Below are 14,579 nucleotides of genomic sequence, written 5' to 3'. Positions count from 1 at the left end.
TGCAGATCGGCACCCGCGAGACGTTGGAGGAGTCGGGTGGCGAGGCGGTGTCGGTCGGCACGCTGCGCCGTGACGACGGTGGTCTGCGCCGGTTGTGGGCGAGCGCGGCCGAGCTGTGGGTACGCGGGGTCGAGATCGACTGGTCGCAGACCTGCACCGGCTCCCGCCCGCAGATCATCGACCTGCCCACCTACGCCTTCCAGCACCAGCGCTACTGGCTGCAGGGATCGGCGGGCGCGGGCGACGCGGCCGGCCTGGGGCTCGAGGCCACCGGCCACCCGCTGCTGGGCGCCTTCACCGGCCTGGCCGCGGGTGGGGAGGTCGTGCTCACCGGCCGCGTGTCCGTCGCCACCCACCCGTGGCTGGCCGACCACAAGGTCAACGAGCAGGTGTTCCTGCCCGGCGCGGCACTCGTCGAGCTGGCCATCAGGGCCGGCGACGAAACGGGCTGCGGCCTGGTCGAGGAGCTGACGCTGCAGGCGCCGCTCATCGTGCCCGAGCACGGAGCCGTCCAGCTCCAGCTGGCCGTGGGCGCACCGGACGAGGACGGACGCCGGCAGTTCGGCATCTACTCCCGGATCCAGGACGCCACCGACTGGGTCCAGCACGCCGCGGGCGTGTTGTCCGCGGCGGACGCGGCGGTCCCCGAGCCGGTCGGCACCTGGCCGCCGGAGCAGGCACAGGCCGTGGACCTGGACGAGCACTACGACGACCTCGCCGGCATGGGCCTCGACTACGGCACGACCTTCCGAGGGCTGCGGGCGGCGTGGAAGCGGGGCGACGACGTCTTCGCCGAGGTGGCGCTGCCGGACGACACCGACACCGACGGGTACGGCCTGCACCCGGCGCTGTTCGACGCCGCCCTGCACGCGATCTCCCTCGGCTCCTTCCTGGCCGACCCCGAGCCCGGCAGGCCGTACCTGCCGTTCGCCTGGAGCGACGTGGCGCTGCACGCGTCAGGGGCCACCAGAGTGCGGGTGCGGGTCTCCCCGGCCGGACAGGGATCGGTCTCCGTGACGCTGATGGACACCGAAGGGCTGGCCGTGGCCACGATCGGCGCCCTGGCCGCCCGGCCGGTGCCGGTGGCCCCGCAGGACGGCGGCCGTACCAGGAGGCACCGCGACAAGCTGTTCCAGCTCGACTGGGTGACGCTGCCCGCAAGCGGCGTGGCCGAGGCCGGCTACGAGCGGGTCGCCGACCTGACGGCGCTGGCCGGCGCCGCGACGGTTCCCGAGCGGGTGCTGATCGAGGCGCCCGCCCGCACCCGCAGGGCGGTCCACGACGTGCTGGCGGCGCTGCAGGAGTGGCTGACGGACGACCGGTTCGCGGCGTCGCGGCTGGTCGTGGTCACCCGCGGCGCCGTGCCGGCCGGGGACGCGCCCGCACAGGATGTGCACCAGGCGGCCGTGTGGGGGCTCGTCAGGGCCGCCCAGGCGGAGCAGCCCGGCAGGTTCGTCCTGCTCGACCTGGACGACGGCGCCGACGACGCGGTCGGCAGGGCGCTGGCGTCGGATGAGCCGCAGCTGGCCGTGCGCGACGGCCAGGTGTGGGTGCCGAGGCTGAGCCGGACCGTACCGAGCGGTGAGGGGCGGCCCGCGTTCGGTACGGGCGGGACCGTGCTCATCACCGGCGGCACCGGCGGGCTGGGCGCGCTGGTCGCCCGGCACCTGGTCACCGAGCACGAGGTCAGGCGGCTGCTCCTGCTCAGCCGGCGCGGGCCGGACGCGCCCGGCGCGGCCGAGCTGGTGGCGGAGCTGTCGGAGCTGGGCGCCGAGGTGACCGTGGCGGCCTGTGACGTGGCCGACCGCGAGGCGCTCTACGGGGTGATCACCTCTGTCGCAGACTCGCTGGTGGGCGTGGTCCACACGGCGGGCGTGCTGGACGACGGCGTGGTCACGTCGTTGTCGGGCGAGCGGCTGGACCGCGTGCTGGAGCCGAAGGCGGACGCCGCCTGGCACCTGCACGAGCTGACCCGCGGCCTGGACCTGTCGGCGTTCGTGCTCTTCTCGTCGATGGCGGGTGTGCTCGGAGGCGCCGGTCAGGGCAACTACGCGGCGGCCAACGCCTTCCTCGACGGGCTCGCGCAACTGCGGGCCGCCGAAGGGCTGGCGGCGACGTCGCTGGCATGGGGGCTGTGGGAGCAGGGCGGCATGACGGGCGAACTGTCCGAGGCCGACCTGCGCAGGCTGGCGCGGATGGGCGTGGCGCCGCTGTCGGCGGCCGACGGGCTCGACCTGTTCGACGCCGCGCTCCGCCACGACCGCGCCGTGCTGGTCCCCGCCCACCTCGACGTCAAGACCATGGGAGCCCAGGCCGACGCCGTTCCCCCGCTCCTGCGCGGCCTGGTCACCGGGTCCGGCAGGCGCGTGGTCACCGCCGCGTCGGAGGCCGCGGCCACGCTCAAGCAGCAGCTCGCTGCCCTGCCGCCGGCCGGGCAGCAGACAGCGCTGCGGGATCTCGTCGCCTCCCAGGTCGCCGTGGTGGCCGGCCTGGCCGACCCGTCGGCGATCGACGACGGGATGCCGTTCCAGGAGCTGGGATTCGACTCGCTGATGGCGGTCGAGTTCCGCAACCGGCTCAACGCGGCCACGGGCATGCGGCTCCCCGCGACCCTGATCTTCGACTATCCGACCCCGGAAGCACTCGTCCGCCACCTGCACGGTGAACTCCTCGGCACGCAGGAGAGCGCTGTCCGGACGCGGGCCACGGCCGCCGACGACGAGCCCATCGCGATCGTCGGCATGGCCTGCCGCTTCCCCGGCGGCGTCGAATCCCCCGAGGAACTGTGGCGGCTGCTCGAACAGGGCGGCGACGCGATCTCCGAGTTCCCCGCCGACCGCGGCTGGGACCTGGAGACGCTGTACCACCCCGAGCCCGGCAACCGCGGCACCTCCTACTCCAGGCACGGCGGCTTCCTGCACGACGCGGGCGAGTTCGACCCCGGCTTCTTCGGGATCAGCCCGCGCGAGGCGCTCGCCATGGACCCGCAGCAGCGGCTGCTGCTGGAGACGTCGTGGGAGGCCGTCGAGCGGGCCGGGATCGACCCGACCGCGCTGCGCGGCAGCAGGACCGGCGTGTTCGCCGGCGTCATGTACCACGACTACGCCAGCCAGCTCTCCTCCGTGCCCGACCAGCTCGAAGGGCTGATCGGCACCGGCAACTCCGGCAGCGTCGCCTCCGGCCGCGTGTCGTACGTCTTCGGGCTCGAAGGCCCCGCGATGACCGTGGACACGGCGTGCTCGTCGTCGCTGGTGGCGCTGCACCTGGCGGTGCAGGCGCTGCGCTCGGGCGACTGCGACCTCGCCCTGGCGGGCGGTGTGACGGTGATGGCGACGCCGTGGACGTTCATCGAGTTCTCCCGGCAGCGCAACCTGTCGGTCGACGGCAGGTGCCGGGCGTTCGCCGAGTCGGAAGGCGGCGTCGGGCTGTCGGAGGGCTCGGGCGTGCTGCTGGTGGAGCGGCTGTCGGACGCGCGCCGCAACGGCCACCAGGTGCTCGCCGTGGTGCGTGGCTCCGCGGTCAACCAGGACGGCGCCAGCAACGGCCTGACCGCCCCGAACGGTCCCTCGCAGCAGCGGGTGATCCGGCAGGCGCTGGCCAACGCCGGGCTGTCGCCGGCCGACGTGGACGCGGTCGAGGCGCACGGCACCGGAACCACCCTGGGCGACCCGATCGAGGCGCAGGCCATCCTCGCCACGTACGGGCAGGACCGGCCCGAGGACCGGCCGGTGTGGCTCGGGTCGATCAAGTCGAACATCGGCCACGCGCAGGCCGCCGCGGGCGTCGCGGGCGTCATCAAGATGGTCATGGCGCTGCGCAACGGCGCGCTGCCGCGGACCCTGCACGCGGACCGGCCGTCCACCCACGTGGACTGGTCGGCCGGCGCGGTCCGGCTGCTGAGCGAGGCCCGGCCGTGGGAGTCCGACGAGACGCCCCGCCGCGCCGGCGTCTCCTCGTTCGGCATCAGCGGCACCAACGCGCACGTCGTGCTGGAGGAGCCGCCGGCAGAGCCGGCCCCCGCGCCCGAGCCGGCCCCCGCGCCCGAGCCCGCGGCCGGGCTGCCCGTGGTGCCGTGGGTGTTGTCCGGCAGGAGCGAGCAGGCGCTGGCCGCGCAGGCGGCGCGGCTGCGCACCTGGATGCAGACGCACGACGTGGACGTGACCGACGTCGGCTGGTCCCTGTCGACCGGCCGGGCGGTGCTGGAACACCGCGCGGTGGTCGCGGGCGCGGACCGCGCCGAACTGCTGGAGGCGCTGGCGGCGGTGGCCGACGGCAGACACGGCGAACCGGCGGCAGAGACCGGCCTGGCCCGGTCGAGGGCCAAGGCGGCGATGTTGTTCGCCGGGCAGGGCAGCCAGCGGGTCGGCATGGGAGAGCAGCTCGCGGACGCGTTCCCCGTCTTCGCGCGGGCACTGGACGACATCTGCCGGGTGCTCGACCCGCTGCTGCCCCACCCGCTGCGCGAGACCATGGCGCAGGGCCCGGCAGAGGTGCTGGACGAGACCGGCATGACCCAGCCGGCCCTGTTCGCCTTCGAGGTGGCCCTCTACCGGCTGCTGGAATCGCTGGGCGTCGCGCCCGCGGTGCTCGCCGGGCACTCGGTCGGGGAGATCGCGGCTGCTCATGTGGCTGGGGTGTTCTCGCTGGAGGACGCCTGTGCTCTGGTGGCGGCTCGTGCCCGGTTGATGCAGGCGCTTCCTTCTGGTGGGGCGATGCTGGCGGTGGCCGCTGCGGAGGCCGAGGTGCTTGGGCTTCTGGCCGGTCGTGAGGATCGGGTGGGGATCGCGGCGGTGAACGGTCCGGCTGCGGTGGTGGTGTCGGGTGATGAGGCGGCGGTCGCGGAGATCGAGGCTCAGGCCCAGGTGCGTACTCGCCGGTTGCGGGTGTCGCATGCTTTCCATTCGCCGTTGATGGAGCCGATGCTGGCGGAGTTCGCGCAGGCGATCGGCGGGATCACCTTCCACGAGCCTGCGGTTCCGGTCGTCTCGAACGTGACGGGTCGTCTGGCTGAGCCGGGTCAGCTGACCGACCCTGCCTACTGGGTCGAGCACGTACGCGGCGCCGTGCGGTTCGCCGACGGCGTCACCGCCGCCCGTACGGCGGGAGCCACCGTGTTCGTCGAGCTCGGCCCCGACACGACGCTGACCGGCCTCGCCCAGCAGACCCTCACGGGTGACGAGACCTTCGTCAGCACGAGGGCCAAGGACCGGCACGAGGCGCGTACGTTCGTCCAGGCGCTGGGCCGGATGCACGCGCACGGCGTCGCCGTCGACTGGGCGGCGTACTTCGCGGCGGCGCGCCCGTCCCGCGTGGACCTGCCCACCTACGCCTTCCAGCACGAGCACTTCTGGCTCCTGCCGGGACCGGGCACCGGCGACGTCACCACCGCGGGCCTGGGAGCCGTCGAGCACCCGCTGCTCAGCGCCGCGACCGAGGTGGCCGGCGGCGAGACGGTGGTCTTCAGCGGGCGCTTGTCGGCCGCCACGCACCCCTGGCTGGCCGACCACGTGGTCGGCGGCAGCGTCATCGTGCCGGGCACGGCGCTGGTGGAGCTGGCCATCCGGGCCGGGGACGAGAGCGGCTGCCCGCACCTTGCCGAGCTCACCCTGCAGGCCCCGCTGGTGGTGCCGGAGGACGGCAGTGTGCAGCTGCAGCTGGTGTCCACGGCCACCGAGGAGCCGGGCCGCCGGGCGCTGGCGATCCACTCGCGGGCGCAGGACACCACCGACTGGACCCCGCACGGCCAGGCCACGCTCACGGCGGGCGTGCCCGAGCCGGACGTGGACCTGGCGCAGTGGCCGCCCGCGGGCGCCCAGCCGGTCGCCGTCCAGGACCTCTACGACGACATGGTGGCGATCGGGCTCGACTACGGGCCGACGTTCCAGGGGCTGACCAGCGCCTGGGAGCGGAACGGCGAGGTGTTCGCCGAGATCGTCCTGCCCGAGGAGGCGCACGCGGACGCGGGCCGGTTCGGGCTGCACCCGGCGCTGCTGGACGCCTCGCTGCACGCCACCGCGCTGGGCGGCCTGCTGCCCCGGCCGGAGCCGGGGCGGCCCTACCTGCCCTTCGCGTGGTCGGGCGTGTCCCTGTACGCGGCGGGCGCGACTTGCCTGCGGGTCAAGCTCACCAACGCCGGCGGGTCCGCGATCAGGTTGGCCATCGCCGACGAGCTCGGCGCGCCGGTCGCCGTCGTCGACACCCTCTCCCTGCGTCCCCTGGCCGCCGCGCGGCTCGGCGGCGCGAACCAGGGCGCGCTCCACGAGATCGAGTGGACCCCGGTCACCGGCGAGCCCGCGCAGGAGGAGGTCCGGTGGGCGCTGCTCGGGACCGACGACCTCGGCACCGGCGCGGCGACGTACCCGGACGCGGCCACGCTCGGCGCGCTGCACGACCCGGCCGACCTGCCCGAGGCCGTCCTGGTCGGCTGCCCCACGGGACCCGGCCACCACGCCGCGACGCACGAGGCTCTCGACCTGCTGCAGAGCTGGCTGGCCGAGGAACAGCTCGAATCCTCGCGGCTGGTCATCCTCACGCGCGGCGCCGTCGCCACCGCTCCCGGTGAGCGGCCCGACCTGGCCCAGGCGGCGGTGAGCGGGCTCGTCAGGGCCGCGCAGGCCGAGCAGCCCGGCCGGTTCGTGCTGCTGGACCTGGACGGCGACGTGGACACCGAGCGGCTGGACCCGGCCGTCGTCGGCCGGGCGCTGGCCGGCGGGGAAGCGCAGCTGGCCGTCAGAGGCGGCGAACTGCTGACGCCACGGCTCGGCAAGGCGGCAGACCTGGCGGATCCGCGTCCGGTGTTCGGACCGGAAGGAACGGTGCTGATCACCGGCGGCACGGGCGGGCTGGGCGCGCTGGTCGCGCGTCACCTGGTCACCGAGCACGAGGTCGCGAACCTGCTGCTGGTCAGCCGGCGCGGACCGGACGCTCCGGGCGCGGCCGAGCTGGCGACGGAGCTGTCGGAGCTGGGCGCCGAGGTCACCGTGGCCGCCTGTGACGTGGCCGACCGCGACGCCCTCGCCACGCTGCTCGAAGGCGTGGACGAGCTGGCGGGCGTGGTGCACACGGCCGGAGTCCTCGACGACGGCGTGATCACGTCGCTGTCGGCCGAGCGGCTCGACCGCGTGCTGGAGCCGAAGGCCGACGCCGCCTGGCACCTGCACGAGCTCACCCGCGACAGGAACCTGACCGCCTTCGTGCTCTTCTCGTCCATGGCGGGCGTGCTCGGAGGCGCCGGTCAGGGCAACTACGCGGCGGCCAACGCCTTCCTCGACGGGCTCGCGCAACTGCGGGCCGCCGAAGGGCTGGCGGCGACGTCGCTGGCATGGGGGCTGTGGGAGCAGGGCGGCATGACGGGCGAACTGTCCGAGGCCGACCTGCGCAGGCTGGCGCGGATGGGGCTGGCGCCGCTGTCGGCGGCCGACGGGCTCGGGCTGTTCGACGCCGCCGTACCGGCTGGAAAGGCGCTGCTCGTCCCCGCCCGCTTCGTGCAGGCCCGCACCAGCGCCAGGACCTCCGTACGGCGGGCCGGCAGCGGCGACGGGCTCGCCGACCGGCTGGCCACGCTCGACCCGGACGAGCGCCGCTCGGCCCTGGCCGACATCGTGCGCGGCCAGGCGGCCACCGTGCTCGGCTTCTCCGACGGTTCGGCGATCGACCCGCAGCGCCCGTTCCAGGACCTCGGGTTCGACTCGCTGACGGCGGTCGAGTTCCGCAACCAGCTCGGCAGGGCCACGGGGCTGCGGCTCCCGGCCACCGCCGTCTTCGACTACCCCACCCCGGTCGCCCTGACCGAGCACCTCATGGGGTACTTCGCCGAGACGAAGGACGAGGAGGCCGGCATCCTGCGGTTCTTCGCGGAGCTGGACCAGATCGAAGAATCACTCACCACACTCGCCGAGGACAGCACGGTGCGCAGCCGGCTCACCACGCGCCTCAAGGAGCTCCTGTCCGGCCTCAACGGCCTCGGCGGGACATCCGACGTCGCCGACCAGATCGAGTCGGCCTCCGACGACGAGATGTTCGCCTTCATCGACAACGAGCTTGAGATCTCTTGATATTCGCAGCGCGAGAAGGGCTACGTTCGGTGACTCCTCCGCTCCATGAAGGAAGCAGCTTTTCGCCCCGCTCGCGCGGGAGACGACGGCCAAGCCCTGACCGATGCCCAAAAGCACAAGCTCAGTCCTATCCGGAGGTGGCGACCATGTCTGAGGTTCTGCCAATCCACGCTCGGGCCTTGGCGGCCCTCCGGCTTCCGATTCCTCCATCGCCTGAAGGCGACGGCCCTCTCAGGAGGCTCTGATGGCAAACGAAGACAAGCTCCGGGGCTACCTGAAGCGGGTCACGGCCGACCTGCACCAGACCAGGCAGCAACTGCGAGAGATCGAGGGCAGGGAGCACGAGCCGATCGCCATTGTCGGCATGAGCTGCCGCTATCCCGGCGGGGTCACCTCGCCGGACGAGCTGTGGCGGCTCGTCGACGGCGGCGGCGACGCGATCTCCGAGTTCCCCACCGACCGCGGCTGGAGCGAGAACCTCTACCACCCCGACCCGGACAACCCCGGGACGACCACGGCGCGCAAGGGCGGCTTCGTCTACGACGCCGCCGACTTCGACGCCGGCTTCTTCGCCATCTCCCCGCGCGAGGCGTTCGGGACCGACCCACAGCAGCGGATGTTCCTGGAGTCGTGCTGGGAGGCGTTCGAACGCGCCGGCATCGACCCGGCCTCGGTACGCGGCAGCCGCACCGGCGTCTACGCCGGCGTCATGTACCACGACTACTTCAGGGCCGAGGCGCTGGGCAGCGTCATCTCCGGGCGCGTGTCGTACGCGCTCGGCCTGGAGGGGCCCGCGGTCTCCATCGACACGGCCTGCTCGTCGTCGCTGGTGGCCCTGCACCTCGCCGTGCAGGCGCTGCGGCGCGGAGAGTGCTCGCTGGCGCTGGCCGGCGGCGTCACCGTCATGGCCACCCCCAACACGTTCATCGAGTTCTCGCAGCAGCGCGGCCTGTCCGCCGACGGCCGGTGCAAGTCGTTCGCCGACGCCGCCGACGGCACCGGCTGGAGCGAGGGCGTCGGCGTGCTGCTGGTCGAGCGGCTGTCGGACGCCCAGCGCAACGGCCACCACGTGCTCGCCGTCATCCGCGGCAGCGCCGTCAACCAGGACGGCGCCTCCAACGGGTTGTCCGCACCCAACGGGCCCTCCCAGGTGCGGGTGATCCGGCAGGCGCTGGCCAACGCGGGACTGTCGGCGTCCCAGGTCGACGCCGTCGAGGCGCACGGCACCGGCACGACCCTGGGCGACCCGATCGAGGCGCAGGCGCTGATCACCGCGTACGGGCAGGACCGTGACGGCGGCCGGCCGCTCTGGCTCGGCTCGCTCAAGTCGAACATCGGCCACGCGCAGGCGGCCGCCGGCGTCGGCGGCGTCATCAAGATGGTGATGGCGCTGCGCAACGGCACGCTGCCGCGCACGCTGCACGTGGACGAGCCGTCCACGCACGTGGACTGGTCGGCCGGCGCGGTCGAGCTGCTCACCGCGCCCCGGCCGTGGGAGCCCGGCGAGGCGCCCCGCCGCGCCGCCGTCTCCGCGTTCGGCTTCAGCGGCACCAACGCCCACCTGATCATCGAGGAGGCGCCGGCCGAGGACGAGCCCGAGGCCGCCGGGCTGAACCTGCCGCTGGTGCCGTGGGCGGTCTCCGCCCGCGACCGGCAGGCGCTCGCCGCGCAGGCCGAGAGGCTGGCCGGCTGGCTGGACGAGCGGCCGGACCTGCGCCCCGCCGACGTGGGCTGGTCGCTCGCGACCGGCCGGGCCGCGCTGGACCAGCGCGCCGTCATCGTGGGGGAGAGCGGGGAGGAGCTGATGGCGGGGCTTCGGGCCCTCGCCGGCGGCGCCGCCGCGCCCGGCACCGTCACCGGCGCGGGAACGGGCGGCAAGGTCGCCTTCCTGTTCGCCGGCCAAGGCAGCCAGCGGGTCGGCATGGGCGCCGCGCTGGCCGGGGCGTTCCCGGTGTTCGCCGACGCGCTGGAGGACGTCTGCAAGGTCCTCGACCCGCTGCTGCCGCACCCCATCAGGGACGTCATGTTCACCGACCCCGACGGCGTGCTGGACGAGACGGGCATGACCCAGCCGGCGCTGTTCGCCTTCGAGGTGGCGCTCTACCGGCTGCTCACCTCGCTGGGCGTCGAGGCGGACGTGCTCGCCGGGCACTCGGTCGGCGAGATCGCCGCCGCCCACGTGGCGGGCGTGCTCTCGCTCCCCGACGCCTGCACGCTGGTCGCCGCGCGCGCCCGGCTCATGCAGGCCCTGCCCGAGGGCGGCGCCATGCTCGCCGTCGCCGCCTCCGAGGAGGAGGTGCTGCCGCTGCTGGAGGGCCGCGACGGCCGGACCGGCATCGCCGCCGTCAACGCGCCGGGCGCGGTCGTCGTCTCCGGCGCGGCGGCCGACGTGGACGAGATCGCCGAGAAGCTCGCCGGGCGGCAGGTGCGCACCCGGCGGCTGCGCGTCTCCCACGCCTTCCACTCGCCGCTGGTCGAGCCGATGCTGGAGGAGTTCGGGCAGGTCGCCGCGTCGCTGACGTACCACGAGCCCGCCATCCCCGTCATCTCCGACGTCACCGGCAGCAAGGCCGAGGCCGGGCAGCTGACCGACCCCCGCTACTGGGTCGGCCACGTACGCCAGGCGGTTCGCTTCGCCGACGCCGTCACCGCCGCCAGGTCGGCCGGCGCCACGGTGTTCGTGGAACTCGGCCCCGACGGCACCCTGACCAGCCTGGCCAGGCAGACGCTCGACAGCGACGACGCCGCGGCCTTCGTCACCGCCGCGCGTAAGGACCGCGACGAGGCCCGCGCCTTCGCCGAGGCGCTCGGCCACCTGCACTGCCGGGGGGTCACCATCGACTGGGACGCCTACTTCGCCGACGCCTGCCCCCGCCGCGTCGACCTGCCCACGTACGCCTTCCAGCGCAAACGCTTCTGGTACATGCCGGGCACCGGCGCGGCGGAGCAGCCGGCCGCGGACTCCGTCGACCCCGAGTTCTGGGCGGCGGTGGAGCGGGAGGACGTGGGCGCGCTCGCGGCCACGCTCGGCATCGAGGACGGCTCCCCGCTGGCCGCGATCCTTCCGGCGTTGTCGTCCTGGCGGCGGCGCAGGCGCGACCAGGACGTGCTGGACTCCTGGCGGTACCGCGTCACCTGGGCGCCGCTGACCGTTCCCGGCGCGACGGCGTCCACGCTGTCCGGTACGTGGCGCGTCGTCGTCCCCGCAGGCAGGGCCGGGGACGACGCGGTGGCCCACGTCCTCGACGCGCTCGAACGGCACGGGGCCCGCTGCGAGCCCATCCACGCCTGCGGCAGGCAGGAGCTCGCAGGGCTGCTGCGCGACGGCGACGACCCGGCCGGCGTGCTCTCCCTCTACGGCGGCCTGGCCGACACGCTCGCGCTGATGCAGGCCATGGACGACGCCGGCGTGGACGCGCCGCTCTGGATCGCCACCGACGGCGCCGAGAGCGTCAGCCGGGTCGACCTGCTGCGCGACCCCGAGCAGGCCGCCGTCGCCGGGCTCGCCCGGGTCTTCGGCCTGGAGCAGCCGGGCCGCTGGGGCGGCCACGTCGACCTGCCCGAGGTGCTCGACCAGCGCGTGGCGGGCCGCCTCGCGGCCGTGCTCGCCGGCATCGGCGACGAGGACCAGGTGGCCGTACGCGCTTCTGGCGTCTTCGCCCGCAGGCTCACCAGAGCGCCCAGAACGGGCACCGGCCCCGCCGAGGGATGGCGGCCGCGCGGCACCGCGCTCATCACCGGCGGCACCGGCGGCCTCGGCGCGCACGTCGCGCGCTGGCTCGCCGGCGGCGGCGCCGAGCACCTGGTGCTCACCAGCAGGCGCGGCGCCGACGCCCCCGGAGCCGCCGAGCTGGTGTCCGAGCTGGAAGGGCTCGGGGCGCGGGTGACCGTGGCCAAGTGCGACGTGACCGACGGCGACGCGCTCGCCGCGCTCGTCCGCGGCATCGAGGACGGCGGCGACAGCATCCGCTCCGTCTTCCATACGGCGGGGGTGCCGCACATCCAGGCGATCACCGCGCTCGGCCAGGACGAACTGGCCCAGGCCACCCAGGCCAAGATCGTCGGGGCGGCCAACCTGGACCGCGTCCTCACCGGCCCGCTCGACGCTTTCGTGCTCTTCTCCTCCGGCGCCGGCATCTGGGGCGGTGCGCACAACGGCGCCTACGCCGCGGGCAACGCCTACCTCGACGCGCTCGCCGCCCACCGCCGAGGCCGCGGCCTGGCCGGTACGGCCATCGCCTGGGGCTTCTGGGACGCCGCGGGCGGCGGCATGACCACCCTTCTCGACGAGGAGGACGCCCGCAGGACCGGCGTCAAGTTCATGGACTCCGCGATGGCCGTCGACGGGCTGCGGCAGGCGCTCGACGACGGCGAGGGCAACCTCGTCATCGCCGACGTCGACTGGGCCCGCTTCTGCCCCGTCTTCACCGCCTCACGGCCGCGCCCGCTGCTCGACGGCGTGCCCGAGGCGCTCGCGGCCCGCGAGAACGAGACGGAGTCCACCGCCGAGTCCTCGGAACTGCGCGCCCGGCTGCTGCCGATGGCCGAGGAGGACCGCGAACGCCTCCTGGTCGAGCAGGTACGCGAACAGGTGGCCGCCGTGCTCGGCTACGCCCCCGCCGAGGTCGACGTGGACCGGGCCTTCAAGGACCTCGGCTTCGACTCCGTCACGGCCGTCGAACTGCGCGGCCGGCTCAACGCCGCACTCGGCGTCCGGCTCCCCGCGACCGTGGTCTTCGACTACCCGAACGTCAAGGTGCTCGCCGGCCTCGTACGCGACGAACTGCTCGGCACGCAGGCCGAGATCGTGCCCGCGAGCGCCGGCGGCGGCCCCGTCGCCGACGACCCCATCGTGATCGTCGGGATGGCCTGCCGGATGCCCGGCGGCGTGCGGAACGCCGACGACCTCTGGCGGCTGGTCTTCGAAGGCAGGGACGCCATCTCCCCGCTCCCGGACAACCGCGGCTGGGACGTCGACGGCATCTACGACCCCGACCCGGACGCCCCGCTCGCCTCGTACACGAACGAGGGCGGCTTCGTGCACGACGCGGGCGAGTTCGACCCGGCGTTCTTCGGGATCTCGCCGCGCGAGGCCCTGGCCATGGACCCGCAGCAGCGGCTGCTGCTCGAAGCCTCGTGGGAGGCCATCGAGCACGGCAGGATCGCCCCCGCCTCGCTGCGCGGCAGCCGTACCGGCGTGTTCGTGGGCGCGGCCTACGAGGAGTACGGCCGCAACTCCGACCAGATCCCGCTGGAATCGGTGGGACACCTCGTCACCGGCACGCTCAGCAGCATCGTGTCCGGCCGGGTCGCCTACACGCTCGGCCTCGAAGGCCCGGCCGTGACGGTCGACACCGCTTGCTCGTCGTCGCTGGTGGCCCTCCACCTGGCCGTGCAGGCGCTGCGCAACGGCGACTGCGACCTCGCCCTGGCCGGCGGCGTGACCGTGATGTGCAGCCCTGTCGGGTTCATCGGGTTCAGCCTGCAGGGCGCGCTCGCCAGGAACGGCCGGTGCAAGTCCTTCGCCGGCGCGGCCGACGGCTTCGGGCTGTCGGAAGGCGTCGGGATGCTGCTCGTCGAGCGGTTGTCGGATGCGGAGCGTCTTGGGCATCGGGTGTTGGCGGTGGTGCGTGGGAGTGCGGTGAATCAGGACGGTGCGAGTAATGGGTTGACGGCTCCGAATGGTCCGTCGCAGCAGCGGGTGATTCGTCAGGCGCTGGCGAACGCGGGGGTGTCGGCGGGCGAGGTGGACGCGGTCGAGGCGCACGGCACCGGCACTTCGCTGGGTGATCCGATTGAGGCGCAGGCGGTGCTGGCGACGTATGGGCAGGGTCGTGAGCGGCCGTTGTGGTTGGGGTCGGTGAAGTCGAACATCGGTCATACGCAGGCGGCTGCGGGTGTGGCGGGTGTGATCAAGATGGTGATGGCGCTGCGTCATGGGGTGTTGCCGCGGACGTTGCATGTGGATGAGCCGTCGCCGCACGTGGACTGGTCGGCCGGCGCGGTGCAACTGCTCACCGAGCCGCAGCCGTGGCAGCAGAACGGGCACGCCCGCCGGGCCGCCGTCTCCTCCTTCGGGATCAGCGGCACCAACGCGCACGTGATCATCGAGCAGGGACCCGCCACGGAGCCGGAGATCGAGCCGGTGGAGGAGCCTTCGGTGGTGCCGTGGGTGGTGTCGGGTCGTAGCGCGGAGGCGTTGCGGGCTCAGGCGGGCCGGTTGGCCGAGGCGGTGGCGGATACGCGGCCGGTGGATGTGGCGCATTCGCTGGTGGCGTCGCGGTCGGTGTTCGATCACCGCGCCGTCGTGATCGGCTCCGATCGGGACGAGCTGGTGGCGGGGCTGCGTGAGCTGGCCGGAGGTGCTGCCTCGGCCGTGGTGCAGGGAGTGGCCGGTGCGGCCGGTAAGACGGTGTTCGTGTTCCCCGGTCAGGGGTCGCAGTGGCTTGGTATGGGGGTGGAGCTGCTGGACGGGTCGCCGGTGTTCGCGGCGCGGATGGCGGAGTGTGAGGCGGCGCTGGCTCC

At 74.0% G+C, this 14,579-nt stretch carries 2 protein-coding genes; both read left to right on the top strand.

All coding sequences use genetic code 11. The annotated features are described in order from the left end of the window. Positions 1 to 23 precede the first annotated feature (23 nt). The gene (locus E1295_RS42820; RefSeq protein ID WP_220449171.1) at positions 24 to 8,054 is read left to right on the top strand and encodes a type I polyketide synthase; all 8,031 of its coding nucleotides are present in this window, start codon (positions 24 to 26) and stop codon (positions 8,052 to 8,054) included. Positions 8,055 to 8,298: 244 nt separating this feature from the next. Continuing rightward, positions 8,299 to 14,579, top strand: a 6,281-nt coding sequence (locus tag E1295_RS51545; protein WP_132640218.1) for a type I polyketide synthase, incomplete at its 3' end; no start/stop codon positions are given.

The sequence above is a fragment of the Nonomuraea mesophila genome (genome assembly GCF_004352805.1).
GTDB lineage: Bacteria > Actinomycetota > Actinomycetes > Streptosporangiales > Streptosporangiaceae > Nonomuraea > Nonomuraea longispora.
Note: the sequence above shows the minus strand (reverse complement) of the source record. Positions and strands in the feature narration are given on the sequence as shown.